The sequence below is a fragment of the Methylobacterium sp. J-067 genome, from assembly GCF_022829465.1.
In the GTDB taxonomy this organism is placed as follows: Bacteria; Pseudomonadota; Alphaproteobacteria; order Rhizobiales; family Beijerinckiaceae; genus Methylobacterium; species Methylobacterium litchii.
In genome coordinates, this window is sequence record NZ_JAKSXZ010000030.1 from 18503 (window position 1) to 43679 (window position 25177).

Annotated in this window: 22 protein-coding genes; 17 read left to right on the forward strand and 5 right to left on the reverse strand. The window is 68.9% G+C overall.

The genetic code is table 11. The annotated features are described in order from the left end of the window. Positions 1–5 precede the first annotated feature (5 nt). From urtD to MKK52_RS02170, 11 genes are all read left to right on the forward strand, one after another. Entirely contained in the window at positions 6–791 is a 786-nt protein-coding gene (gene urtD, locus MKK52_RS02120) for an urea ABC transporter ATP-binding protein UrtD (protein ID WP_243952101.1), read from the forward strand. Positions 792–793: 2 nt separating this feature from the next. Continuing rightward, positions 794–1558, forward strand: coding sequence for an urea ABC transporter ATP-binding subunit UrtE (gene urtE / locus MKK52_RS02125; RefSeq protein WP_243952102.1), 765 nt, complete (start codon positions 794–796; stop codon positions 1556–1558). A gap of 59 nt (positions 1559–1617) precedes the next feature. Next, positions 1618–2847, forward strand: coding sequence for a formamidase (gene fmdA / locus MKK52_RS02130; protein WP_243952103.1), 1230 nt, complete (start codon positions 1618–1620; stop codon positions 2845–2847). Position 2848: 1 nt separating this feature from the next. Beyond that, positions 2849–3166, forward strand: a complete 318-nt coding sequence (locus tag MKK52_RS02135) for an FmdB family zinc ribbon protein (RefSeq protein WP_243952104.1) — start codon at positions 2849–2851, stop codon at positions 3164–3166. Between the two features lie 35 nt (positions 3167–3201). Then, on the forward strand, positions 3202–4251 hold the full coding sequence (locus MKK52_RS02140; protein WP_243952105.1) for an aliphatic amidase: 1050 nt from the start codon (positions 3202–3204) through the stop codon (positions 4249–4251). A gap of 197 nt (positions 4252–4448) precedes the next feature. Next, positions 4449–5675: a transporter substrate-binding protein gene (locus tag MKK52_RS02145; RefSeq protein WP_243952106.1), complete on the forward strand. Its 1227-nt coding sequence runs from the start codon at positions 4449–4451 to the stop codon at positions 5673–5675. A gap of 13 nt (positions 5676–5688) precedes the next feature. Next, a complete protein-coding gene (gene urtB, locus MKK52_RS02150) occupies positions 5689–7299 on the forward strand; it encodes an urea ABC transporter permease subunit UrtB (protein ID WP_409564606.1) in 1611 nt (536 codons plus the stop codon). After that, positions 7296–8396, forward strand: a complete 1101-nt coding sequence (gene urtC, locus MKK52_RS02155; protein WP_243952108.1) for an urea ABC transporter permease subunit UrtC — start codon at positions 7296–7298, stop codon at positions 8394–8396. Before urtB ends, urtC begins: the two co-directional genes overlap by 4 nt. Beyond that, a complete protein-coding gene (locus tag MKK52_RS02160; protein WP_243952109.1) occupies positions 8393–9103 on the forward strand; it encodes an ATP-binding cassette domain-containing protein in 711 nt (236 codons plus the stop codon). The genes urtC and MKK52_RS02160 overlap by 4 nt, the downstream gene beginning before the upstream one ends. Further along, on the forward strand, positions 9100–9813 hold the full coding sequence (gene urtE, locus MKK52_RS02165) for an urea ABC transporter ATP-binding subunit UrtE (protein WP_243952110.1): 714 nt from the start codon (positions 9100–9102) through the stop codon (positions 9811–9813). Before MKK52_RS02160 ends, urtE (MKK52_RS02165) begins: the two co-directional genes overlap by 4 nt. An 18-nt stretch (positions 9814–9831) precedes the next feature. Next, complete coding sequence (locus MKK52_RS02170; protein ID WP_243952111.1) at positions 9832–10779, forward strand: acetamidase/formamidase family protein; 948 nt, start codon at positions 9832–9834, stop codon at positions 10777–10779. A gap of 19 nt (positions 10780–10798) precedes the next feature. On the opposite strand, the gene MKK52_RS02175 is transcribed toward MKK52_RS02170, so the two are convergent. Continuing rightward, positions 10799–11152 carry a transposase gene (locus MKK52_RS02175; RefSeq protein ID WP_243952112.1) on the reverse strand — a complete coding sequence of 118 codons (354 nt, stop codon included), beginning with the start codon at positions 11150–11152 and terminating at the stop codon, positions 10799–10801. Between the two features lie 281 nt (positions 11153–11433). Here MKK52_RS02175 and MKK52_RS02180 point away from each other — a divergent pair, with 281 nt between their 5' ends. After that, complete coding sequence (locus MKK52_RS02180) at positions 11434–12375, forward strand: helix-turn-helix domain-containing protein (protein WP_243952113.1); 942 nt, start codon at positions 11434–11436, stop codon at positions 12373–12375. Between the two features lie 23 nt (positions 12376–12398). On the opposite strand, the gene MKK52_RS02185 is transcribed toward MKK52_RS02180, so the two are convergent. Next, entirely contained in the window at positions 12399–13100 is a 702-nt protein-coding gene (locus tag MKK52_RS02185; protein WP_243952114.1) for a sugar transferase, read from the reverse strand. 914 nt (positions 13101–14014) lie between these two features. On the opposite strand from MKK52_RS02185, the gene MKK52_RS02190 reads away from it, so the two are divergent. From MKK52_RS02190 to MKK52_RS02200, 3 genes are all read left to right on the forward strand, one after another. Beyond that, the gene (locus tag MKK52_RS02190; RefSeq protein WP_243952115.1) at positions 14015–15712 is read left to right on the forward strand and encodes a hypothetical protein; all 1698 of its coding nucleotides are present in this window, start codon (positions 14015–14017) and stop codon (positions 15710–15712) included. 3 nt (positions 15713–15715) lie between these two features. Beyond that, on the forward strand, positions 15716–15946 hold the full coding sequence (locus tag MKK52_RS02195) for a hypothetical protein (RefSeq protein ID WP_243952116.1): 231 nt from the start codon (positions 15716–15718) through the stop codon (positions 15944–15946). Positions 15947–16176: 230 nt separating this feature from the next. Further along, a complete protein-coding gene (locus tag MKK52_RS02200; RefSeq protein ID WP_243952117.1) occupies positions 16177–17364 on the forward strand; it encodes a flagellin in 1188 nt (395 codons plus the stop codon). 56 nt (positions 17365–17420) lie between these two features. Here MKK52_RS02200 and MKK52_RS02205 read toward each other — a convergent pair whose 3' ends face one another. Beyond that, on the reverse strand, positions 17421–18413 hold the full coding sequence (locus MKK52_RS02205; RefSeq protein ID WP_243952118.1) for a DUF808 domain-containing protein: 993 nt from the start codon (positions 18411–18413) through the stop codon (positions 17421–17423). 154 nt (positions 18414–18567) lie between these two features. Between MKK52_RS02205 and MKK52_RS02210 the strand changes: the two genes are divergently transcribed. Continuing rightward, positions 18568–20358, forward strand: a complete 1791-nt coding sequence (locus MKK52_RS02210) for a thiamine pyrophosphate-requiring protein (protein ID WP_243952119.1) — start codon at positions 18568–18570, stop codon at positions 20356–20358. Positions 20359–20382: 24 nt separating this feature from the next. Here MKK52_RS02210 and MKK52_RS02215 read toward each other — a convergent pair whose 3' ends face one another. After that, on the reverse strand, positions 20383–23367 hold the full coding sequence (locus MKK52_RS02215; protein ID WP_243952120.1) for a PAS domain-containing protein: 2985 nt from the start codon (positions 23365–23367) through the stop codon (positions 20383–20385). A 247-nt stretch (positions 23368–23614) separates the two neighbouring features. Here MKK52_RS02215 and MKK52_RS02220 point away from each other — a divergent pair, with 247 nt between their 5' ends. Beyond that, positions 23615–23995 (forward strand): VOC family protein, encoded by a 381-nt coding sequence (locus tag MKK52_RS02220; RefSeq protein WP_243952121.1) that lies wholly within the window; start codon positions 23615–23617, stop codon positions 23993–23995. 28 nt (positions 23996–24023) lie between these two features. On the opposite strand, the gene MKK52_RS02225 is transcribed toward MKK52_RS02220, so the two are convergent. Then, positions 24024–24596, reverse strand: coding sequence for a cell wall hydrolase (locus MKK52_RS02225; protein ID WP_243952122.1), 573 nt, complete (start codon positions 24594–24596; stop codon positions 24024–24026). Between the last annotated feature and the right edge of the window lie 581 nt (positions 24597–25177).

The window sequence follows — 25177 nt, forward strand, 5'->3', positions numbered from 1 at the left end:
ATGCCATGAACGCCGCGATCCTCTCCTCCCCCGTGGTCGGCGCCGAGTCCGCCCCGCCCGACCATCTCCTCGCCGTCGAGGCGCTGACGGTCTCCTTCGACGGGTTCGTGGCGGTGAACGACGTGTCGTTCTACGTCGAGCCCGACGAGATCCGGGTGATCATCGGCCCGAACGGTGCCGGCAAGACCACGGTGCTCGACCTGATCTGCGGGCGCACCCGCGCCAGCGCCGGCTCCATCAAGTACAAGGGCCAGGAGCTGACGAAGCTCTCCGAGAGCGCCATCGTCCAGGCCGGGGTCGGCCGCAAGTTCCAGACGCCGTCGATCTACGACGACCTGACGGTGTTCGAGAACCTCGAAATCTCGTTCCCCCGGGGCCGCTCGGTGTTCGGCGCCCTGACCTTCAAGAGGGATGCGGAAGTCCGCGACCGCATCCACGCCATCGCCGAGACGATCTTCCTGAAGGACCAGCTCCGGGAGCGCGCCGAGTTCCTGAGCCACGGTCAGAAGCAGTGGCTGGAGATCGGCATGTTGCTGATCCAGGACCCGGAACTCTTGATGCTCGACGAGCCGGTGGCCGGGATGAGCGTCGGCGAGCGGATCAAGACCGCCGAACTGCTCAACCAGATCATCAAGGGCCGCTCGGTGCTGGTGATCGAGCACGACATGAAGTTCGTCGAAGACATCGCCCACCGGGTGACGGTCCTGCACCAGGGCAAGGTGCTCTCCGAAGGCTCGATGGAGCGGGTCAAGACCGACCCGAAGGTCATCGAAGTGTACCTGGGACATTGACGATGGCCTCGCTCCAGACCGCGCACGCCGCCCCCGTCCCGCCGCCACCCCTTGCGGCGATCCCCTCCGCCGTGCCGGCGCTCGCCGTCGAGGACCTGCACGCGGCCTACGGCCAGAGCGAGGTCCTGCACGGGCTCACCTTCGCGGTGGCCCCCGGCGAGATCGTCGCCGTGATGGGCCGCAACGGCATGGGCAAGACCACGCTGATGAAGACCCTGATGGGCCTCGTGCCCGTCAAGGCCGGGTCGATCCGTGTCGAGGGCGCGGATGTGGCGGGGCTCAAGAGCCACGCCCGGGTCGCCAAGGGCCTCGCCTACGTGCCGCAGGGCCGGATGATCTTCTCGACCATGACGGTGCAGGAGAACATCGAGACCGGCCTGACGGTCACGGGCGCCCGCGCGGTGCCGCAGGACCTCTACGAGATGTTCCCGGTCCTTTTGGAGATGAAGGGCCGCCGGGGCGGCAACCTCTCGGGCGGGCAGCAGCAGCAGCTCGCCATCGCCCGCGCGCTCGCCAGCCGCCCCAAGGTGCTGCTCCTCGACGAGCCCACGGAGGGCATCCAGCCCTCGATCATCCGCGAGATGGGCCGGACCCTGAAGAGGATCCGCGACGAGCGCGGCCTGTCCATCGTGGTCTCGGAGCAGGTGCTGAGCTTCGCCCTCGACGTCGCTGACCGGGTCGTCGTGCTGGAGAACGGCGCCATCGTCCACGAGGCCCCGCGGGCCGGCATCGATGAGGCGGCCGTCGCCCGGTTCCTGTCGGTCTGACCGGCCGGCCCCCGCCCCGAAGACCCGACACTCACCATCGCAGCAGGGAGTCGTAAAAAATGCCCGAGACGCTGATCAAGGTCGATCTCACGCAGTCGGCCTACGACAACGACATGGTGCACAACCGCTGGCACCCGGACATTCCGATGGTCGCCACCGTGAAGCCGGGATCGGACTTCATCGTCGAGACCTACGACTGGACCGGCGGCTTCATCAAGAACAACGATTCCGCCGACGACGTGCGCGACATCGACCTGTCGATCGTCCACTTCCTCTCGGGCCCCATCGGCGTCGAGGGCGCCGAGCCCGGCGACCTGCTGGTGGTCGATCTCCTCGACATCGGCGCCAAGCCGGAGAGCCAATGGGGCTTCAACGGCTTCTTCTCCAAGAAGAACGGCGGCGGCTTCCTCGACGAGCACTTCCCACAGGCCCAGAAGTCGATCTGGGACTTCGAGGGCATGTTCACCAAGTCGCGCCATGTCCCCGGCGTGCGCTTCCCCGGCCTGATCCATCCTGGCCTGATCGGCTGCCTGCCCGATCCCAAGATGCTGGAGACGTGGAACACCCGCGAGAAGGCCCTCTACGACACCAACCCGGACCGCGTCCCGGCGCTGGCCACCCTGCCCTTCGGCCCGACCGCCCACATGGGCCGCCTGAAGGGCGACGCGAAGGATGCGGCCGCCGCCACGGGCGCCCGGACGGTCCCGCCTCGCGAGCATGGCGGCAATTGCGACATCAAGGATCTGTCGCGCGGCTCGAAGATCTACTTCCCGGTCTACGTGCCGGGCGCCGGCCTCTCCATGGGCGATTTGCATTTCAGCCAGGGCGACGGCGAGATCACCTTCTGCGGCGCCATCGAGATGGCCGGCTGGGTGCATCTCAAGGTCGACGTGATCAAGGGCGGCATGGCCAAGTACGGGATCAAGAATCCGATCTTCAAGCCGTCGCCGATCACGCCGAAGTTCGACGATCACCTGATCTTCGAGGGCATCTCCGTCGACGAGCACGGCGGCCAGCATTACCTCGACGTGCACATCGCCTACCGGCAGGCGTGCCTCAACGCGATCGAATACCTGAAGAAGTTCGGCTATTCCGGCGCGCAGGCCTACTCGATCCTCGGCACGGCGCCGGTCCAGGGACACATCTCGGGGGTGGTCGACATCCCGAACGCCTGCGCGACCCTCTGGATTCCGACCAAGATCTTCGAGTTCGACATCAATCCCGGCGCGGACGGGCCGACCCAATTCCTCGACGGCTCGATCCAGATGCCGCTCTCGCCGGATCTCTGAGATGCCCGTCTACGATTACGCCTGCGAGGCCTGCGGGCCCTTCACCGTCATGCGCCCGATGGCGGAGTTCCGAGAGCCGCATGACTGCCCGGATTGCGGGGGGACGAGCCCACGGGCCTTCCTCACCGCCCCCCGCATCGCCGGGATGGAGGCGGGGCTGCGGGCGGCCCACGCCGCCAACGAGCGCAGCCGCCACGCCCCCCGCCGCTCGGGCGCCCATGGGGCGGGCTGCGGCTGCTGCGCGCCGAAGAAGACGGCCGCGGCCCCGGCCGCCGCCAAGAGCTTTCCCGGCGCGCGGCCCTGGATGATCAGCCACTGAGCCGACCGCGCAGACCTCCTGGAGGATAAGACGCCATGATGCACGGAGACATCTCGTCCAGCCAGGACAGCGTCGGCGTCGCCGTCGTGAACTACAAGATGCCGCGCCTGCACACCCGCGCGGAGGTCCTGGAGAACGCCAAGGCGATCGGCCATATGATCGTCGGCATGAAGTCCGGCCTGCCGGGCCTCGACCTCGTGATCTTCCCCGAATACTCGACCCACGGCATCATGTACGACGCCGCCGAGATGTACGAGACCGCCGCGACGGTTCCCGGCGCCGAGACCGAGGTGTTCGCCGCCGCCTGCCGGGAGGCGAAGGTCTGGGGCGTGTTCTCGCTCACCGGCGAGCGCCACGAGGAGCACCCGCACAAGGCGCCCTACAACACCCTGATCCTGATGAATGACCAGGGCGAGATCGTCCAGAAGTACCGCAAGATCATGCCCTGGACGCCCATCGAGGGCTGGTATCCGGGGGACCGCACCTACGTCTCGGACGGGCCGAAGGGCCTGAAGATCAGCCTGATCATCTGCGACGACGGCAACTACCCGGAGATCTGGCGGGACTGCGCCATGCGCGGCGCCGAGCTGATCATCCGCTGCCAGGGCTACATGTATCCGGCCAAGGAACAGCAGATCGTCATCTCGAAGGCGATGGCGTTCGCCAACAACACCTACGTCGCGGTGTCGAACGCGGCCGGGTTCGACGGGGTCTACACGTATTTCGGCCACTCGGCGATCATCGGCTTCGACGGCCGCACCCTCGGCGAGTGCGGCGAGGAGGAGATGGGGATCCAGTACGCCGCCCTGTCGAAGTTCCTCATCCGGGACTTCCGCGCCCACGGCCAGTCTGAGAACCACCTCTTCAAGCTCCTGCACCGCGGCTACACGGGCATGATCAACTCGAAGGAGAACCGGCACGGGATGTCGGAATGCCCCTACGACTTCTACCGGCGCTGGATCGAGGATCCCGACGGGACCCGCGACGCGGTGCGGGCCATCACCCGCCAGAGCGTCGGCACGGAGGAATGCCCGATCGAGGGCATCCCCTTCATCGGCCGGGGCGACGCGCCGCCCGATCCCTGACCGGCGCGGCCGCGCGCCGAAGGACAACATCGGCCGATAACGAGAATTTTGACGTAATCGGCCGGTCTCCGCCCGTCCTTCGCCCAGGGGGCGCCCACCTGCGCAAGCTTTGCGCCGTCCTGCGCCCTCTTTGATCTTCCGGTCGTCCGGAAGGCCGGCAATGATACGGCCGCTTGTCCAAGGGGGCTTCGGGATCGATGGCACATCTCACGCGGCGAAGCTTCGTCGGGGCGGCGTCCTTGCTCGCCTCCCCCGCCCTGATCCGGCCGGCCTTCGCGGCCGACACCGTCAAGCTCGGTTGCCTGTTCTCCTCCTCCGGCACGATGGCCAACCTCGAGGGCCGGCTGAACTACGTCGTCCGCATGGCCGCCGACGAGATCAACGGCCGGGGCGGCGTCAACGGCCGCCAGATCGAGGTGCTGACCTCCGATCCCGCCTCGGACTGGCCGCTCTACGCCCAGGTCGGCCGGCAGATGCTGCAGCAGGAGAAGGTCGCGGCCCTGTTCGGCTGCTGGACCTCGGTGTCGCGCAAATCCGTCCTGCCGGTCGTCGAGCAGAACGACGGGCTGCTGTTCTACCCGCTGCACTTCGAGGGCGACGAGAATTCGAAGAACGTCGTCTACGTGAACTCGCCCCCCGCCAGCTCCGTGCTGCCGGCGGTCGATTACCTGATGGGCCAGGACGGGGTCGGGGCGAAGCGGTTCTTCATGATCGGCTCGGACTACGTCTGGCCCCGGACGATCAACAAGCAGCTCAAGGGCTATTGGAAGAGCAAGGGCATCCCCGAGAGCGCGTGGCGCGAGGAATACGTGCCGTTCGGCTTCTCGAACTTCCAGACGCTGGTGAACCAAGTCCGCAGCTTCGCCAGCCAGCCCGGCGGCCAGGCGATCGTGGTGCTCACCGTCGTCGGATCCTCGATACCCGACTTCCTGCGCGAATTCGCCAACCAGGGCATCACCGCCACCGACGTGCCGATCCTCGGCCTCGACATGGTGGAGGCCGATCTCGAAGGGCTCGACACCGCCAAGCTCGCCGGGCACCTGAATTGCTGGGCCTATCTGCAGGCCGCCAAGAGCGAGCGGAACACGAAGTTCCTCGGCGACTGGGCCACCTACGTGAAGGCCAAGAACGTCCCGTTCAGCGCGGATACGGTCATCGACCCGATGGTGTCGGCCTATGACAGCGTCCAGCTCTGGGCGCTCGCCGCCGCCAAGGCCGGGTCCTTCGCGGTCCCCGAGGTGCGCAAGGCCTTCGCCGGCCTCAGCTTCGAGGACCCATCCGGCTACACGCTGACCATGACGGGGGAGAACAATTACGTCTCCCGCGGCGTGTTCATCGGCTCGGTCAACGAGAAGCGCGACTTCGACGTGCTGTGGCAATCCCCGAACGCGCCCAAGCCGGTCCCGTTCAGCCCCTATGGCTGAACCGGGGATGCCCGTGCTCCGCGCCGTCCTGGTCCTCGTCTGTCTCGCCCTCGTGCCGGCTCCCGCCGCCGCCGCGTCCCTCGACCGGGCGGGGTTCGCGGCGGGCCTGTGCGATGACGCCGCCGGGCAGGTTCGCGCCGCCGAGGGCCTGATTCAATCCGCCGGAGAACTGCCGTCGGACGACCTCGCCTTCGCCGCCAACCTCCTCGGCGCACTCGCCGAGCGCCGCCTCGCCTGCCCGGCGGATGGCGCCCTCCTCCTCGACAGGCCCGGCGCGCCCGAGGGGCGCGATGCGCTTACCGGCCTCGCGCGGGCGGCCCCGGACGCGCGGGTGCCGGTCCTCGGGTTGCGCCAGCGCGCCGCCGTGGAGACGGCGCGCGGCGTCTCCGCCCTGCTCACCGGCCCCGATCCGGCCGCCCGATCCGCTGGCCTCGCCGCCGCCGAGCGGCGCATCGCTACCGTCCCGGCGGCTGTGCTCGACCGGGCGCGGGATGCGGAGAGCGATGCCGGATTGAAGGAGCGGATCACCGGCCTCGCCCAGGCGGCGGCTCTGTCGTCGCCCGATCCGGTTCGGCGCCGGGCGGCCATCGCCGCCGTGGCCGCCCATCCGTCGGGGGCCGCCCAGGCGCGCCTCGCGGCGCTGAAGGGCGACCCGGCCTACGCCGCCGACCCGGCCTTCCGGGCGGCCCTCGACGCCGGCCTCGCCACGGTCTCCCGCGCGGTGGCGGTCGGGGACGGCCTCGCGGTGGTCTATAACGGGCTGAGCTTCGCCAGCATCCTGTTCATGGCGGCGGCCGGGCTCGCGATCATCTTCGGGCTGATGGGCGTGATCAACCTCGCCCAGGGCGAGTTCATCATGCTCGGCGCCTACGCCACCTACGGCGTGCAGGAAGCCTTCCGCCGCCTCGCCCCCGGCCTCCTCGACCTCTATCTCGTCGCGGCCATCCCCGTGGCCTTCTGCGCCGTCGCCCTGGTGGGGATCGTCGTCGAGGCGCTGATCCTCCGCCATCTCTACCGGCGGCCGCTCATGAGCCTGCTGGCCACCTGGGCGGTGAGCCTGCTCCTCGTGAACCTCGTGCGCGTGACGGTGGGCACCCAGAACCTGCAATTCGTCATGCCCGCCTATGTCAGCGGCGGCGTGCCCCTCTACGCCGACTTCGTCGTGACCTGGAACCGGCTCTTCGCCATCGGCTTCGCGGCGGCGACCCTCGTCCTGACGCTGCTGATCCTGCGCCGCACGCCGCTGGGGCTCGACATCCGCGCCGTGACCCAGAACCGCGACATGGCCGCCTGCCTCGGCCTGCCGACCCGCCGGGTCGACCGCCTCGCCTTCGGGCTGGGCTCGGGCATCGCCGGGCTCGCCGGGGTGGCCCTCTGCCCGATCTACAGCGTCAATCCCGGCATGGGGTCGGGCTTCATCGTCGACAGCTTCATGGTCGTGGTGCTGGGCGGCGTCGGCAGCCTCCTCGGGACGCTGGTGGCGGCCCTCGGGATCGGCGGCGCCAACGTGCTGATCGAGCCGGTCTCCGGTGCGGTCGCCGCCAAGGTCATCGTGCTCGTGGGCATCATCCTGTTCCTGCAGCGGCGGCCCGAGGGGCTGTTCGCGGTGCGGAGGCGGCGGTGAGCGGCGCCGTGCAGACCGTCCTCGCACCCCCGGCCGGCCCGGCCCGGCGCGCGGTGCGCGATCCCCTGGTCGCCGGCCTCGTCGGCCTCTGCCTCGCCGTCGCGGTGGGGCTCCTCGTGGCGCGGCCCGCGCCGTATCTCGTCAACGCGCTGGGCCAGCTCGCGACCTTCGCGATCCTGGCCGTGTCCCTCGATCTGGTCTGGGGCTATCTCGGCATCCTCAGCCTGGGCCACGGGCTGTTCTTCGCCATCGGCGGCTACGTCTGCGCCATGCACCTCCTGTCCCACGGGGTGGCGGTGACGGGCGTGCAGCCGGACTTCGTGCAGTTCATGGGGTGGAAGAGCCTGCCGGCCTATTGGGCGGGGCTCGACCATCCGGCCTACGCCCTCGTCCTGGCCCTGGCGCTCGCCGGCCTCGTCGCCTTCCTGTTCGGGCTCGCCTCGTTCCGCTCGCGGGTCAACGGCGTCTATTTCTCGATCATCAGCCAAGCCCTCGTCTACGTCGCAATGCTGCTGATGTACCGCAACGACACCGGCCTCGGCGGCAACAACGGCATGACCGGGTTCCCGCTCCTGTTCGGCTGGCCGATGGGCTCCCCCGGCGTGGCCACCGGGCTGGCCGTCGCCGCCCTGGTGGCGCTGGCCGCCGTGCTCGCCGGCACGCGACTCCTCGTCGGCAGCGCCGTGGGCCGGCGGATGATCGCCTGCCGCGACGACGAGACCCGCCTGCGCACCCTCGGCTACAGCACCACCCGGCTGAAGCTCGGCATCTGGTGCCTCTCGGCCATGATCGCGGCCCTCGCCGGCATCCTCTACGTGCCGCAGGTCGGCATCATCAACCCGCGCGTGTTGGCGCCCGACCTCTCCATCGAGATCGCCGTCTGGGTGGCCATCGGCGGCCTGGGGCGGCTCGGCGGGGCGGTGATCGGCGCCGTGCTCGTCAACGGCCTGAAGTTCTGGCTCAGCACCGCGATGCCGGAGGCGTGGCCCTTCATCCTGTCGGGGCTGGTGCTCGTCGTGGTGCTGGTCCTGCCGAACGGCCTGCTCGACCTCGTGGCCCTGCGCCCCCGCCCGAACTGGCTGCGGAGGTCCCGATGACCGGCCTCGTCATCGAGGCCCTGACGGTCGCGTTCGGTCGCTTCACGGCGCTGGACGGCGTCTCGCTGGCGGTCGATCCCGGCGAGGTGCGGGCGGTGATCGGGCCGAACGGCGCCGGCAAGACCACCCTGCTCGACGTGATCTCCGGCATCACCAAGCCGGTCTCCGGCCGGGTGATGCTCGGTGATCGGATCGACCTCACCACGCGGTCGGAGGCGGAGATCGCGCGGGCCGGCGTGCGGCGCAAGTTCCAGAAGCCCAGCGTCTTCCCGGCGCTCACCGTGCGGGAGAACCTGGAGATCGGCTGCGGGCCCGCCGTCCCGGCCGGGGCGCGGGCCGCCCGCATCGCCTCCGTCCTCGGCGAGATCGGCCTCCGCCCCCGGGCCGACATCATCGCCGGCCGCCTGTCCCACGGGGAAAAGCAGTGGCTGGAGATCGGCATGGTGCTCGCCGCCGAGCCGGCCCTGCTGCTCCTCGACGAGCCCGTGGCCGGGTTGTCCGATGCCGAGACCGCGCAGACTGCCGCGCTGATCCGCGCCCTGCGGCGGCCGGACCGGGCGATCCTGGTGATCGAGCACGACATGGACTTCGTCGAGGCCGTCGCCGACCGGGTGACGGTGCTGCACGAGGGCCGCACGCTCTACGAGGGCAGCCTGCACGGCGCCCGGAGCGATGCCCGCGTCATCGAGGTCTTCCTCGGCCGATGACGCACGCCGCCACGCCCGCCCGCCTCACCGTCGAGGGGCTCGATCAGCATTACGGCAGCGCGCAGGTGCTGCGCGGGATCGCGCTCGCGGTCGAGCCGGGGGCCTGCCTCACCGTGCTCGGCCGCAACGGCGCGGGCAAGACCACGCTGCTGCGCTGCCTCACCGGCTCGATCCCCGAGAGCCGCGGCCGCATCGCCCTGGACGGGACCGAGCTGACGCGCCTGTCCCCCGACCGGCGCGCCCGCGCGGGCCTCGCCTACGTTCCGCAGGGGCGCGAGATCTTCCCGGATCTGAGCGTCGCCGAGAACCTGCGGGTCGCCGCCCGCGCCCACGGGCTGGAGCGCACCGGGGCGGTGGACGAGGCAGTCGCCCTGTTCCCCGCCCTGCGCGGGCTCTGGCACCGGCCGGGGGGAAACCTCTCGGGCGGCCAGCAGCAGCAGCTCGCCATCGCCCGCGCGCTCGCCACCCGGCCCCGCGCCCTCCTCCTCGACGAGCCGACGGAGGGCATCCAGCCCTCCATCGTCGCCGCCATCGAGGAGGTGATCGCCGGGCTGAAAGGCCGGATCACCGTACTGCTGGTGGAGCAGTACCTCGATTTCGCGCTCCGGGTCGCCGACACCGTGGTGGTGGTGTCGCGGGGCCACGTCGTCGCGCGCGGCGATCCCGGGTCCCTGAGCCACGAAACCCTCACACGGCACATCGCCGTCTGACAGTTGGAAGGAGCCGCCGTGCCCACCCATCACGAGATCCCCGCCACCCCCGAGACGATGGTGCTCGGCTATTTCGACGCCGCGCTGCCGCCGGTCCTGACGGTCCAGTCGGGCGACACCGTCACCCTCCACTCGCATCCGGCGGGCGGACGCGAATGCCTCCACCCGGACCCGGCGCGGGTGCCCGCCGACCTGCTCCAGGCCCTCGACACGCTCCCCTCTGGCCCCGGCCCCCACTTCGTCACCGGCCCGATCCACGTGGAAGGCGCCGAGCCCGGCGACATGCTGCAGGTCGACATCCTCGACCTGAAGTTCCGCCTCGACTGGGGCTTCGTGGCGATCCTGCCGCTGCTCGGAACCCTGCCGGACGAGTTCACCGAGTACGAGACGATCCACGCCGACATCGACACAGCGCGCGGCGTCTGCCGCCTGCCCTGGGGCGCGGAACTGCCCCTCGATCCGTTCTTCGGCATCCTCGGCACCGCGCCGCCGGCCGCCTGGGGGCGGGTCGGCACGCCGGTGCCCCGCGCCTTCGGCGGCAACATGGACAACAAGGAGATGCGGGTCGGCACGACCCTCTACCTGCCGGTGTTCAACGCCGGCGGCGGCTTCTACGCGGGCGACGGCCACGGCGTGCAGGGCGACGGCGAGGTCTGCATCACCGCCCTGGAGACCGGGTTGACCGGCACGTTCCGCCTGACCGTCCGCAAGGACCTGCCGGCCGCGTGGCCCTTCGCCGAGACGCCCACCGACCTGATGGCGATCGGCCTGCACGAGAGCCTCGACGAGGCGATGCGCCAAGCCGTGCGCGAGATGGTGCGCCTCGTCTGCGCACGCACGAGCCTCACCCGCAACCAGGCCTACATGCTCTGCTCGCTCGCCGGGAACCTGCGGATCACCCAGACGGTGGACGGCAACAAGGGCGTGCACATGCTGATGCCCAAGGCGGCCCTCGCCACGGCGTGAGGCGGGACGGGCCTGCGTCTCAGTTCGCGCTTCGGACGAAGGCGAACCGGCCGACGCAGGCCTCGGCGCCGCGATGGCGGAGCACCGGTCGCGCCCCTGCGGGGCCGGTGCGGGCCGGCTCCGGTCGCGACGGCTGCACGAGCAGGGCCGCCCGGAGCCGCTGCACCTCCGCCCGGAGGTCGGCGTTCTCCCGCTCGACCTGATCGAGGCGGGCCACCCCGGCCGGTTTCAGCCCGCCGAGCCGTCGCCGCCAGCGATAGAAGGTGCCGGGCGAGACATGCGCGCTCGCGCAGATCGCCGCGATCGGGATGCCCCTCTCGGCCTCGCCCAGCAGGAAGGCGATTTCCTCGTCCGTGTGCAGGGACCGACGCATGCGGGACCTCCCGGTTCTTCGACCTCGAACGCCCATCGGGCGAGCAAGAATTGGACCGGGGACGGAAAGGACGGGAGCGGGGCGCCCGCGAGGGATCGTCTCCAGCCGCCCGTAGACTGTATAGGTCGCACGATGGCGCCGGATCTACAGTCAAAATAATTGCTATAGACTCCCAATAAAATAAATTTGTCGGCCAAGCATCCAAACCCGCTTCCGGCCATTGATGGGGCGCCGGTTTTCCAGTGGGACGAGGCGCGCACGGGTCGCCGGGAGCGAGCGTTTTGGCCGATCCATCCTTCGTCAAAACGTTCGTCCAGAGCACGGAAGAGGTCGAGACGGGCCGCGCTTTCGAGTACTGGCGAGATTCGATCTCCGCGCTGAGCGGCGTCGACATCCATACGACGAAGCCGGCATCCGCGTTCTCGGCCGGTCGCTTCATCGCCCGGGCCTCGCACAGCGTCCTGCTCCACACGCGAAGCGATCAGGTCGGGGTGACGCGGCTGGCGCATCACATTCGCCGGGACGAGGACGATTCGGTGAGCCTCGCCATGTTCCTGTCCGGGAGCGGGTATTTCGAACAGGGCAATCGCGGCGCGCGGCTGGTGCCCGGCGATATCAGTCTCGTCGATGCCCACCGCCCCTATCAGGTCGGCGGGTACGAAGCCTACGAGGAGGTGCGGCTGCGGGTGTCGCGCTCCCTGTTCCGCACCCATGTCGGCGAGCCGGAGGTCTATGCGGGACGCGTGATCCCGAGCGGCCCGCACAGCGCCCTCTTCGCGAGCTATCTGCAGACCTATGCGGGTTTGGTCGGGCGGATGTCCGAGGCCGAGGCGAAGGTCGCCATCGAGGGCGCGCTGCACCTCGTCTGGACCTTCACCGCCACGTCCGAAGGGCCCGTCTCGTCCGAGGCGCTGCGCTCCCTCGCCCTGGTCCATATCGAGCGCGGCCTGCACGATCCGCATTTCGGGCCGGAGGCGATGTGCCGGAGCCTGCAGGTGTCCCGCACCCGGCTCTACGCCGCGTTCGCGGAGGGCGACGGCGTCGTGGCGACGATCCGTGACGCACGGCTCGACCGTGCGCGCGCCTACCTATCCCATCCGGCGCAGGCGCGTGAAAGCGTGGCCACGATCATGATCCGGTGCGGCTTCACTGATCCGTCGCTATTCAGCCGGTCATTCCGCCGTCGGTTCGGGGTGGCGCCGCGCGACGTCAGGCCCCGCTGACCGAGGGGCCGGCGCTTCCCGGCTCACCGGCTGCCGCGCTGGCCGAAGACGGCGGGAACGGTGCGGATCAGGATCACGAGATCCCGCTTGAGGCTCCAGCCGGCGGCGTAGGCGAGATCGAGCGCGATGCGCTCCTCGTAAGTCGTGTCCGAGCGGCCGGAGACCTGCCACAGGCCGGTGACGCCAGGCGGCACGGAGAAGCAGGCGGGGAAGGCCGACCCGTACCGCGCCACCTCGGCTTGCACGATCGGTCGGGGCCCGACGAGGCTCATGTCCCCACGCAGGACGTTGATCAGTTGCGGCAACTCATCGAGGGATGTCTTGCGCAGCACGCGGCCGATGGCCGTCACGCGCGGATCGTCGGTGAGCTTGTGCGTGGCGTCCCATTCGGCCTGCGCCGCCGGGTTGGCGACGAGATGGGCCGCCAGGGCCGCCTCGGCCTCCACCACCATGGTGCGGAACTTCAGGCAGCCGAAGGGCCGGCCCTGGCGACCCAATCGCCTGTGCCGGAAGATCGGCGACTTGCGGTCCCCCGCCCAGACCGCGCCGGCGACGAGGGCCAGGAGCGGCAGGAGCAGGACGAGGGCGACGCCCGCCACGATCACATCGATGGCGCGCTTGGCGGAACGCTCCAGCCACCTGCGGCCCTGCGAAACGGACGTCGCCTCCGCCGGGGCATAGGCCAGGGCCACAGCGTCAGGGGTGATCGGCGCAGCGCGCGGCATGGTACAGTCCTCTGGGTTGGCCCGTGTCGGGTCTTGGTCTTGCGATGATCGGTAGGCGATCGACTAGTTTGGAGTGTCGCCTTGCCGCTAGGCCCGGCCGAATGTCTGATCCCAGGTCAGGAAGATGACGTTGTTTGCATTCGTTTCGAGGCGAACGTGGGCGTCTCCCCGACGCTTGCGCTGTGCTTGGCCAATCCAGCGGCGGATCAAGTCCGTGTCTTGGAAACGTCGCGACCACCGGGCGCGATAGACAGCTTTCGGTCGAGCGCCCTTCCTGTCCGTACGTCTCCCCACAGCCATTGCGTTAGGCCCTGTCGCTTGAGCTGAGCTTTATGCGGCCAGCTCTTCTCGGTCGCCGAAGCTTGGCGTCCCCTTCGGCATGCCTAATAGCAGATGAACGCGAATCGTCATTTGACTGCATGTCCTAAAAACTTGGCTCGGCGTCTCGGGCCGGCGCCAGAGGGCGGCGCTATACCGGTATAGAGGGCCGGGCGGGCTTTCATCCTCCGCATCTCCCGCAGAAAGTCGGTTCACCGATCCGTGCGCGGCCTTGGCTTCTCCCACTTGGCCAAGCCCTCACAGGCTCATCGTCGGCCGGGGGCATGCCTCCGAAGGTGCCGAAGGTGTTCGCTTCTGCGCGGGATCGTCCCGTCCTGCATGCCCGGCGAGCGTGGCCGCGACGAAACCTTCTGGTCCTGTCGGGACCAAACCCTAGAACGGAGGTGGGCCTCTCGCTTGGTCCTGATCGAGATCCGCCGGACGCACGTCATGCCCGCACTCGCCGCTACCCTTCGCCTTCCGACGCTTGGCGGCACGGTGAGGGAGCGGCCCATCAGGCAGTCCGTCATGGCCGGAGACCCGCCTGCGGCGGTCGCCTGCCGCAACTGCGTCTCGTCCGCGCGATGAGGGGCGTGATGCGCATCGTCCGTCTTACAGAACGTGTGGCGCTGCGGTTCGGAGGGCGACGGGGGCCGGATACGGCGGAACCGGGGCGACGCTTCATGCTGCCGATGCTGGTCGGCTTGGCGGGAGGCGCGGCTTGGGCGAAGCCGGCTGTCGCGCAGCGGACCCTCGGCGATGCCGATTCACTCAGTGTCGTTCCGGCCGGGCAATCCGCCAGGGTCGCGCTTCCCGAGGCCGTCAATCCGCAGGTGGCGATTGGCGGCGTTACCGCGACGCCCGCGCCGTACCTCTCGAAGATCGCCTCGGGGCAGATCCCGGTCCTCGACATGTTCGGCCCCTACCGCGACGGGGTGCGAGGCGACGAGACGCTTTTGAACGCCATCCTAAACGGCCATAACGCCTGCTACATCAAGCCGAACATCCGCGGCGTCGGCCCCGTGCTGGCCAAGGATGGCCCCATCATCGTCCCGCAGAACGGCAAGCTGATCGGGATCGCAGGTCGGCAAAGCACCACCATCACCCGCCTCAGCGGGTACACGGGCGATACCCTCCAGATGGGGTCGCCTACCTCCGGCATGGGCTCGGCCGAGATCGAGGGCCTGTGGTTCACGGCGCCGGGTCGGTTTCTCGGCGCCGTCCCGGCTGGAACCAAGCTCGGCGGACGTCTCACGGCGGGCCAGGCTCACATTCGTGCCTACGGCAGCCAGTCCGGGGCTATTCGGAACTGTGGCGGTATGCCCATTCCCTATTTCATCGCACAGCAGGGAGGGTATGGCCTCACCATCGAGAATTCGTTCACCATCGGCGGCCTGTGGGACCGAACTCAGACAGCGTTGCAAGAGGCGATCGCGGTGCTGGTGACGAATTATGACCCGGTCCATGGTCATCCGACCTGTACCACTGTCATCAATCCGAATTGGGTGGGCGGAAACAGCGCGTCGGAATCACGCACGATCAAGCTCTACAGCAAATCTTACGAGTGCAAGGAGCGTATCGGTCCAAAATATGGCTGGTTGCACGCGGCGGGTGAAGACTGTCAGATGATCGGAGGCTTTGCGGGCGGTTTCAATCGCTCGCCGATCGCGATTCTGCCAGGGGGGCCCGAACTCATCGGCGGCAAGCCGGCTTGGGTTCAAATCAAGTTCAGCCTCCTCGGCGCCCGTCTCGATGAGAGCATGTGGGCGGGTATCGAGGCGCGGCGCGCGGAGGCCTCACAGGCCGTTCTGAATATCCTTTCTGTCGCGAACTGCGAGTTCAACGGCCAATTGGTGGGCGCGCACGGGATCGATATTTCGCCATCGCCTCTGATGGCCGTGGCCCGGCTGCGCGCCGCCAACCTTGTGCTGGCGGCCTATCAGGGAGCTGGGGCTCGCTTCTATGCGGTCGATGGCGGAGAGGTCCACAAGGCGGACATTCATGGGTTCAACGTGGCGGGGTTCGACACGACCAAGGGCGATCCGATCGATTACGGCGCCGGCCTCGTGATCGGAGGGCTGACGCGCAACATGGCCGTCACCGATTTGCGCGGCGGCGGCGGTCCGAACGGCGATACGGATCCCAACAATGGCCAGTATCTCTTCGCCGACACGACCCCCGTCTCACGCGGTCAGTCCAAGCAGGGGAACTCCTATCATCGCGTCCGCGCGACGAACCTCGGTTTGGCAGGGGGCGCCCCTGCCATGGGCGGCGTCAACGATACGGCGGGTTGAGCAATGGCAACCTTCATCACCAACGAGGACGGCACCGTGTCCGTCCGGCATTCGCCCGAAGACATCGCCGAGGCGGCGCGGCAGAATGCCGGCACCGCGCATGCGAGGGCCGAACAGATCGAGGCGGATCGCAAGGCCGCGCAACAGTTGACGGACGCCAGGCTCGCTGCGGTGACGCCATCGGCCCAGGACACGGTTCCGGGGGCGGACCCCGCGAACGACGCGGCGTCGTAGCCGTCCGGTGCCGAGCCCGGGCACCCGATCTCACCCGGATCATGCCGGCCGCCGCCACGCGAGCGGCCTCTCTGCTCGCTCGGTCTAAAACCACACATTCACGGATGGTTAACCATGCTACCCGTCTCCGAAAACATATTTCCGCGATTTACAAATCGGCAGAGGTTGGCGGAATAGAAGTAATCGCCACTAAAAACGGTGGTATTATGATCTAGTAAGGATCAACGATAGTGTCGAACGGCGTCACGCTCACCGCTGCCACCCGCCAGAACCTGCTCTCCCTGCAGGATACGGCGTCGCTGACGGCCACCACCCAGAACCGGCTCGCCACCGGCAAGAAGGTCTCCTCGGCCCTCGACAACCCGGTCACCTTCTTCACCTCGCAGTCCCTCGACCAGCGGTCGGGCGATCTGTCGAACCTGCTCGACGGCATTTCCAACGGCGTGCAGGCGATCCAGGCCGCCAACCAGGGCATCACCTCGATCCAGAAGCTGGTCGATCAGGCCAAGTCGGTCGCCAACCAGGCTCTCTCGACCCAGATCACCACCACCGGCACGGCCTCGACCGCCTACGCCACGTCGACCACCGCCACGACCGTCAACCTGTTCGTGAACGGTTCCTCGACCGCCGCCTCGATCCCGGCCAACGCCACGATCGATCAGGCGATCACGGCGCTGAACACCGCCGTGGGCTCCGGCAGCTTCACGAAGGACTCCACCGGCACCAAGCTCGTGATGAACGCCAGCTCGGATGTCGAATTCAACACCACCGCCGACCAGACCCTCATCGGCTTCGCCGCGGGTTCCGGTTCGGCCACCACCTACGGTGCCACCACCGCCGTCGCGCAGAGCGCCGACCTCACGGTCTCCGGCGTCTCCGCCCGCTCGGCCCTGGCCAAGCAGTACAACAGCCTGCTGACCCAGATCGACCAGCTCGCCGGCGACGCGAGCTACAACGGCACGAACCTGATCGGCGGCAAGGGGGCGAACAACAACCTGACGATCAACTTCAACGCGAAGGGCAACTCGAACCTCCAGGTCACGGCGACCGACGAGACCTCGAGCGGCCTCAACCTGAGCGCGATCACCAGCTCGTCCGCCGCCGGCACCGCCGGCCGTGGCAACTTCCTGCTCAACGGCGACATCAACGCGACGTTGACCGGTCTGACCAAGGCGTCGAACCAGCTGCGGTCGGATTCCTCGACCTTCGGCTCGGCCCTGTCGGTGGTTCAGAACCGCCAGGACTTCACGAAGAACCTGATCAACGTCCTCGACACCGGCTCCGCGAACCTGACGAACGCCGACCTCAACGCCGAGGCGGCCAACTCCCAGGCCCTCTCGACCCGCCAGTCGCTGGGCATCTCGGCCCTCTCGCTGGCGAACACCGCCCAGCAGGGCATCCTCCAGCTGCTCCGCTAAGCGCGGCCGCGGCGAAAACCGAAGCGGCCGGGGCCGATCTCGGCCGCTTCACGGGCTCACGCCGGGCGGTGCCGAAGGCCCTTCAGGGCGTTCCAGGTCGGCGCGAGAACGACGCTCGTCAGCGGGATCAGCAGCAGGCCCACCACCATCCCGATCACCCCCGACACCGCCGCCGTCACCAGCCACTCGACGAAGCCCTTGGCGACGGGGACGAACGAGGCCGCGCCGTGGGCGGCCTCATGGGCGACATGGGCGGGCGCGGCGACGCCGTAGCCCTCCAGCCCGTGCATCAGGATTCCGCCGCCGACCCAGATCATCGCCGCCGTCCCGATGACCGAGAGGATCTGGAGCAGGACCGGCATGCCCCGGACCACGCCGCGCCCCAGCCCCCGGATCAGGCTCCCCAGCGGCGGCCTCGCCGTGCTGCGGGCGAGGGCGAGGCCCGCATCGTCGGCCTTCACGATCAGCGCGACCACGCCGTAGACGCCCACGGTGATCCCGATGGCGACGAGGGCCAGCACCGCCGCCCGCATCCAGAAGCTGCCCTCCGGCAGGGCGGCCAGGGTGATTGCCATGATCTCGGCCGAGAGGATGAAGTCGGTCTTGATCGCGCTCGCCACGCGGCGGTCCTCCCGTGCCTGATCGCCCCCGGCGCCGTCCTGGTCCTCCTCCTCGCCGGCCGGGCCGTGATGGGGGAAGACCGCCTCGACCACCTTCTCGGCCCCCTCGTAGCAGAGGTAGGCGCCGCCCAGCATCAGCAGCGGCGTGATCGACCAGGGGGCGAAGGCGCTGAGCGCCAGGGCGCCCGGCAGGAGGATCAGGAGCTTGTTGCGCATCGACCCGAGGGCGATCTTGCCGACGATCGGCAACTCGCGCTCGGCCGCGAACCCGACGACGTAGCGCGGCGTGACGGCGGCATCGTCGATGACGACGCCCGCCGCCTTGGTTCCGGCTTTCGCGGCCTGCCCTGCCACATCATCCAGGGACGCCGCCGCCGTCCTGACCATGAACGCCACGTCGTCCAGCAGCGCAATCAATCCGACGCTCACACGGTGTCTCCTCGTCGGGGTGGGATCCCTCCTACAGACGAACCTCGGCGCGGTTTGATCCGCCGAACGACGAGGCCGCCAGGAACTGGGTTTCCCACGGGTTGTTACCGGGGACGACATGGCCGCCGACGCGGCCCGCATGCAAGGAGCCCCCATGGCAGAGGCCGTCGCCGACTTCTTCTGGAAGCGCCTCGCCGAATGGGGCGTGACCAAGATCTTCGGGTATCCCGGCGACGGCATCAACGGGCTTCTCGGCTCTCTCCAGCGCAACGATCTGCCCTTCGAGTTCATCCAGGTCCGCCACGAGGAGATGGCGGCCTTCATGGCCTCGGCCTATTCCAAGTTCACAGGGGAGGTCGGCGTGTGCCTCGCCACCTCCGGCCCCGGCGCGACCCATCTGCTGACGGGCATGTACGACGCCTATTCCGACCATGTGCCGATGCTCGTCATCGCCGGCCAGCAGGCGCGCAACGTCCACGGCGCCCATTACCAGCAGGAACTCGACCTCACGAGCGTCTTCAAGGACGTGACGGCCTACGTGCAGCAGGCCTCCTCCCCCGCGCAGGTCCGGCACATCGTCGACCGCGCCATGCGCATCGCCAAGGGCGAGCGGAAGGTGACGGCGATCATCCTGCCGAACGACCTGCAGGACGTCCCCTACGAGCCGCCCGTGCGCAAGCACGGCAACACCTTCTCCGGCGTCGGCTACACCGCGCCGAAGGTCGTGCCCTTCGAGGCCGACCTGCGCCGGGCCGCCGACGTCCTGAACGCCGGCAAGAAGGTCGCGATCCTCGTGGGCGCGGGGGCGCTCCACGCCACCGACGAGGTGATCGCGGTGGCCGACAGGCTCCAGGCCGGCGTGGCGAAGGCCCTGCTCGGCAAGGCGGCCCTGCCCGACGACCTGCCCTTCGTGACCGGCACGATCGGGCTCCTCGGCTCCAAGCCCTCCTCCGACATGATGGCCGGCTGCGACACCCTGCTGATGATCGGCTCCGGCTTCCCCTGGGCCGAGTTCCTGCCCGAGGAGGGACAGGCCCGGGGCGTGCAGATCGACATCGCCCCGGCGATGCTGTCGCTCCGCTACCCTATGGAGGTACCGCTCTGCGGCGACTCGGTCGAGACGCTGAACGCCCTGCTCCCTCTGCTGGAGCAGAAGAAGGAGGGCGGTTCCTGGCGCAAGGGCATCGAGAAGGGCGTCGCCGCGTGGTGGAAGGAGGCGGAGGACCGGGCCATGGCCAAGGCCAACCCGGTGAACCCGCAGCGCGTGACCTGGGAGCTCTCCCCGCGCATGCCCGAGCGGGTGATCGTGACCTCGGATTCCGGCTCCTGCGTCAACTGGTATGCCCGCGACCTGAAGATGCGCCGGGGCCAGATGTGCTCGCTCTCCGGGGGGCTGGCCTCCATGGGCGCGGCGGTGCCCTACGCCATCGCGGCGAAGGTGGCCCATCCCGACCGGCCGGTGATCGCGCTGGTCGGCGACGGCGCCATGCAGATGAACAACATGGCCGAGCTGATAACGGTGGCGAAGTACCGGCACCGCTGGTCGAACCAGACCTTCGTCTGCTGCGTGTTCAACAACGAGGACCTGAATCAGGTCACGTGGGAGCAGCGCGTGATGGAGGGCAACCCGAAATTCGAGGCGAGCCAGACCATCCCGAACGTGCCCTACCACAAGTTCGCGGAGCTGATCGGCCTGAAGGGGATCTATGTCGATGACCCGTCCCAGGTCGGCGCCGCCTGGGACGAGGCGCTGGCGAGCTCCGTGCCGGTGGTGCTGGAGGTGAAGACCGACCCCGAGGTGCCGCCCCTGCCGCCCTTCTTCACCCTGGATCAGGTGAAGAGCTTCATGTCGATGCTCGGCAAGGGAGATCCGAAGGAGCGCCACCTGCTCGTGGACACCGCCCGGCAGATGCTGAGCGCGGTCCTGCCCGGCGACCGGAAGTAGGTTCGCGCCGGGGCCGGCCCGGACTTAGGCCGCCGGGGCCGCCAGCGCGAGCCGGCTGCCGAGCACCCGATGCAGGATGCGGCCGAGCTGTTCGGCCGAATAGGGCTTGTGCAGCAGGGCGAAGCCGTGGTCGCTCTCCTGCGCGAGGACGTGGCTGTAGCCCGAGGTCAGGATCACCGGCAGGTGAGGCAGGCGCCCCTGCAACTCCCGGGCGAGGGCGACCCCGCCCATGCCCGGCATCACGACGTCCGAGAACACCAGATCGAACCCGTTCCCGTCGTCGCCGAGCCGTTCCAGGGCCTCCTCGGCGTTGCCGGCCCAGGTCGGCCGGTAGCCCAGGTCCTCCAGGATCTGCGTCGCGAACTGGCCGACCCCGACATTGTCCTCCACGACGAGGATGCTCTGTCCGCAGCCGAGGGGGGCCAGCCCCTCCTCCCGCTCGCGCTCGCCCGCGGGCATCTCCGACACCGCGACCTCGGGCAGGTAGAGGGTGAAGGTGGTGCCCTCGCCGACGACGCTGCGGACATCCACGTCGCCACCCGACTGCTTGGCGAAGCCGAAGACCTGGCTGAGCCCGAGGCCCGTGCCCTTGCCCACCTCCTTGGTGGTGAAGAAGGGCTCGAAGATCCGCCCGATCCGGTCCTGGGGAATGCCGATGCCCGTGTCGGTCAAGGCGATCGCCACGAAGGGCGTCCCGGAGCCGGCATGGCCCCGGACGGCCGGCAGCGCCGCGCCGCAGGTCACGCGCAGGATGAGGGTGCCCTCCCCGTCCATGGCGTCCCGGGCGTTGACCGCCATGTTGACCAGCGCGGTCTCGAATTGGCTGACGTCCGCACGGATGTGGCAGTTCGAATCCGGTGCCTCGATCAGCACCTGCACCCGCGCGCCGGTCAGGGTGTCGAGCATGTCGGCGATGGCGCGCACCCGCTGGCCGACGCTGAACACCTCGGGCTTGAGCGCCTGCCGCCGGGCGAAGGCGAGGAGCTGGCCGGTGAGCTTAGCCGCCCGGTCGACCGTGTCCGACACGGCGTCGAGGTAGCGGCGCTTGCGCGCCTCCGGCAGGTCGGGCCGGCGCAGGAAATCCACCGACGAGCGGATGATCGTCAGAAGGTTGTTGAAGTCGTGCGCCACGCCCCCCGTGAGCTGGCCGACCGCCTCCAGCTTCTGCGATTGGCGCAGGGCCTCCTGGGCTTGCAGCAGCTCGTCCTGGCCGCGTAGCCGCTCCGAGACGTCCATGACGAACTGGTAGCAGCCGGTGCGCTCGCCCCGTTCGTTGCGCAGGGTGCGGAAGCTGATCTCGTAGGCCGGGCGCGCCCGGGCGGGATCGCCGTATTCGTGGACGAAGGTCAGTTCCTCGCCCGCGAGCCCCCGCCCCCACCCGGCCTTCACCTGGGCCTGATGCTCGGGTTGGTCGGCCAGGAGGTCGAGCATGTTGTCGCCGACCTTCGGACGCACGCCGTAGATGCGCGCGAACTCGTCCGCATTCGCTCGGTTGATGGCCAGGATGGTGTAGGTCAGATCGACCGCCATCACCATGATGTCGGTCCGCTCGACGATCGTGGCGAACAGGTTGCGCTCGGCGGTGCGCTCGGAGACCTGCTGTTCCAGGGTCTCGTTGAGGTGCTGGAGCCGGCGCTCGCTCTCGGCCAGCCGCTGCTCGGCCTCCCGTCGCTCGCTGAGATCGACGGTGACGATCAGCAGGTTCCTGAAGCGGCCCTGCGCGTCGTCCATCCGCCGGATGCTGCTGCTCGCCCAGACCGTCGTGCCGTCGGGGCGGCGGTAGATCTTGTCGAGGCCGGCGCCGTGCCCGGTCTCGACCGCCTGCGCCAGCGTCGCCGCGCTCTGCGCGACCGAGAGGGGATCGGTCACGTCGGCGATGCCGAGTTGCAGCAATTCCTCCGCCGGGCGCCCGAGGATGCGGCACAGTTCGGTGTTGACCCGCAGGAAGCGGCCCCCGGCATCGACCTCGGACAGGCCGACGGACGCGCCCGCAAAGATCGCCGCCAGCTGCTCCTCGCTCTCGCGCAGGGCAACCTCGGCGCGGGCGCGCTCGATCGCGGTCTTGACGCGCTCGCCCACCTCCCGGATCAGCGACCCCTCTTCCGGGGTCCAGGCGCGTGGGACCGCGCTCTGCACTGCCAGCAGGCCGACCCATTCCTCGCCCCGGAACAGCACGACGTCGACGAAGGCCCCGACCTCGCGCGAGCCCAGGCCCGCCCGCGCCTCGGGGTTGAACCGGGGGTCCGAGGGCACGTCCTCGACGGCGACGACCCCGCCGTCGCGATAGGCGGTCAGGAGGTCGGGCCCGAAGGCCGCCAGCGAATGCTGGCCGACGATGGTGCCGACGCCGTCGATGTACTCGCACTCGACCGTCATCAGGCTGCCGGCGATCTCGGCGTAGAAGACGCGGCTCGCGCCGACCCGCGCGCCGAGCCGCTGGGAGGCCACCTCGACGATCTCGGCTGGCGTGCTCAGGGGCCGGAGCGCATCGCTGAGGGCGAGGAGGAAGGATTGCCGCTCCTCGGTCTCGCGGCGGCGGCTTTCGCCGAGCGCGGGGCCGGCGCCCTCGGTGCAGGTGCCGTACAATCCGTCCACGCCGCCGGCCGCATTGCGGACGGGCACGCAGGACAGGCAGGCCCAGGGGCCATGCGGGCCGTCCGCGTGGACGGCGCGGCCGGCCCAGGCTTCGGCCAGGAGAGGTTCCGGATCCGCCGCGACCGCGTGCCTGACCTCGCGGTAATCGCGGCCGAGGGCGGCCGGATGCGCCGCCCCGAGGAGCCGGGCATAGGCGTCGTTGTAGAGGAGCCGTCGCTCCGGCCCCCAAAGGATGAAGGTCGGCTGGTGCGCGCCGAGCATGACGCCCACGAGCGTCGCGAGGCTCGCCGGCCATGTCGCGGGATCGCCGAGGGGGGACGTGGCCCAATCGTGCTCGCGCAGGGCCAGCCCCGTCGCGCCACCGTCCATCAGGCAGACCGGGATGCACATCGTCGCGTTCGGTCTCTCGTGCATCGGGTCCCGCCGGGCCGCTCGGGATCGCGCCCGCCGATTCGAAGCGTGGCACGGTCGCAGTAAAGGAAGGCCCCTTCGAGGCAGACCGGGGAGCCCACCCTCCGGCGCGCTACCTCAACGAGCGGTCTCACGAGTGGCCGAGCTTGTCAAAGCCGCCGCTATCCGCCTGGACTTGTCTATGCCACCGACGGTTGATCTCGCGCGTCGGACAGCTAGCTGAGGCGGGAACCACAGGAGGAGAATGCCCGTGTTCAGCCACGTGATGGTCGGTACCAACGACATGGCCCGGTCGAAGGCCTTCTACGATGCCCTGTTCGCCGCCATGGGCGGCAAGCCGGGCCAGGAGGATCCGCTGGGCCGCGTGCTCTACTTCCATCGCGGGGCGCTGTTCATGATCAGCAAGCCCATCGACGGGGAGCCCGCCACCGTAAGCAACGGCGGGACCATCGGCTTCGGCGTCGCATCGCCGGAGGAGGCCGATGCGTGGCACCGGGCCGGGACCGAGAACGGCGGGACCGCCGCCGAGGACCCGCCGGGCGAGCGCAACGGCTCCGCCGGGCGGCTCTACCTCGCCTATCTCCGCGATCCCGACGGCAACAAGCTCTGCGCCCTCCACCGCCTCGGCTGAGCGGCGCGGGCAGGGCTGCGCGCCGGCCCTATTGGCCGGCGGGCGGCTCGGCGGCGGCGACCGAAGTCGGCGTCGCCGCGAAGGGGGTGGAGGTCTGCGTCCGGGGTGTCTTCTCGTAGAAGACGTTGCCCCCGGCCGCCGCCACGTAATGCATGTTCTTGTAGGAGAAGTGATAGCCGGCGGTGTGGAAGAACATCGCCTTCCCGACCTTGGGGTGCCGCTCGCCGGCCAGGACCGCATCGGCCACCTCGGCGATCTTGTCGAGGTCCTTCTCCTGCATCGGCTTCGTGAGCACGCCGCTGGCGAACTGGCCGGGCTGGCCCACCACCGCGCAGATGCCGCCCGGAAACATCGCGGCTTCCATTCGGTTCATCACGACCGTGCCCACGGCCAGCAGGCCCTCGGCGTCGTTGCGCTTCGATTCGAAATACATCGCCCGGCCGAGGCAATCGCGCTCCTCGTCGGAGACCTGAAGGGCGGTTCTCTGGATGGCGAGCCCGCCCGTGGCGGTGGGATTCACGGAGTTGCAGGCGCTCAACCCGGCGCTCAGGAGCAGGATTCCGATCCGCGCTGTCGAAGAGATCGCCTCGGCACGTTGCATGCGGCTTCGCTGTCCTCTGCCAGGGAGGCTCCGCTCCCGGGTTGCTCGATGGGGCCTCAACGTCTCGTCTACGGTCGAGCTTAACCGCCACTTCTGGGCGATGATGTGGCGAAGGTTCGTTGCGTCCGCCCTCGCCGAACGAACCGAAATCCGCCATCCCGGTGGCTTGTCCCCGGTTTCCCCGCTTGCAAATCGCTCTCGCGAGCCGCAGAACATTCGCGCCTTCTGTCCGAGTAAGATCGTGACGAATAGCGAATGCGTTGGGGTGCGTTTGGGCGAAAGACATGAGTTTGTTTAAAGTAATACTTCTAAATCGGCGCGAAAAGATCAACATAGATCTTATAAAAGCCAGTAATCTTTTCGACGAAGCGTTTTACTTCCGCAATCATCGTATTAGAACGATAGCCAATGGAGCTAAGCATTTCTATCTATCGGGATGGAAGCGCGGGTATGCCCCATCTCGATTTTTCGATACCGCCTTCTACCTCGAAAAATATCCCGACGTTCGGAGGTCTGGCCATAACCCTCTCGTTCACTACTTGAGACACGGCGCGCGGGAACGAAGGGTCCCGAGCCCGTCC

Coding starts and splice junctions, on each gene's coding strand:
- urtD (WP_243952101.1), top strand. CDS start 6: ATGAACGCCGCGATCCTCTCCTCCCCCGTGGTCGGCGCCGAGTCCGCC.
- urtE (WP_243952102.1), top strand. CDS start 794: ATGGCCTCGCTCCAGACCGCGCACGCCGCCCCCGTCCCGCCGCCACCC.
- fmdA (WP_243952103.1), top strand. CDS start 1,618: ATGCCCGAGACGCTGATCAAGGTCGATCTCACGCAGTCGGCCTACGAC.
- MKK52_RS02135 (WP_243952104.1), top strand. CDS start 2,849: ATGCCCGTCTACGATTACGCCTGCGAGGCCTGCGGGCCCTTCACCGTC.
- MKK52_RS02140 (WP_243952105.1), top strand. CDS start 3,202: ATGATGCACGGAGACATCTCGTCCAGCCAGGACAGCGTCGGCGTCGCC.
- MKK52_RS02145 (WP_243952106.1), top strand. CDS start 4,449: ATGGCACATCTCACGCGGCGAAGCTTCGTCGGGGCGGCGTCCTTGCTC.
- MKK52_RS02160 (WP_243952109.1), top strand. CDS start 8,393: ATGACCGGCCTCGTCATCGAGGCCCTGACGGTCGCGTTCGGTCGCTTC.
- urtE (WP_243952110.1), top strand. CDS start 9,100: ATGACGCACGCCGCCACGCCCGCCCGCCTCACCGTCGAGGGGCTCGAT.
- MKK52_RS02175 (WP_243952112.1), bottom strand. CDS start 11,152: ATGCGTCGGTCCCTGCACACGGACGAGGAAATCGCCTTCCTGCTGGGC.
- MKK52_RS02185 (WP_243952114.1), bottom strand. CDS start 13,100: ATGCCGCGCGCTGCGCCGATCACCCCTGACGCTGTGGCCCTGGCCTAT.
- MKK52_RS02190 (WP_243952115.1), top strand. CDS start 14,015: ATGCGCATCGTCCGTCTTACAGAACGTGTGGCGCTGCGGTTCGGAGGG.
- MKK52_RS02195 (WP_243952116.1), top strand. CDS start 15,716: ATGGCAACCTTCATCACCAACGAGGACGGCACCGTGTCCGTCCGGCAT.
- MKK52_RS02210 (WP_243952119.1), top strand. CDS start 18,568: ATGGCAGAGGCCGTCGCCGACTTCTTCTGGAAGCGCCTCGCCGAATGG.
- MKK52_RS02215 (WP_243952120.1), bottom strand. CDS start 23,367: ATGCACGAGAGACCGAACGCGACGATGTGCATCCCGGTCTGCCTGATG.
- MKK52_RS02225 (WP_243952122.1), bottom strand. CDS start 24,596: ATGCAACGTGCCGAGGCGATCTCTTCGACAGCGCGGATCGGAATCCTG.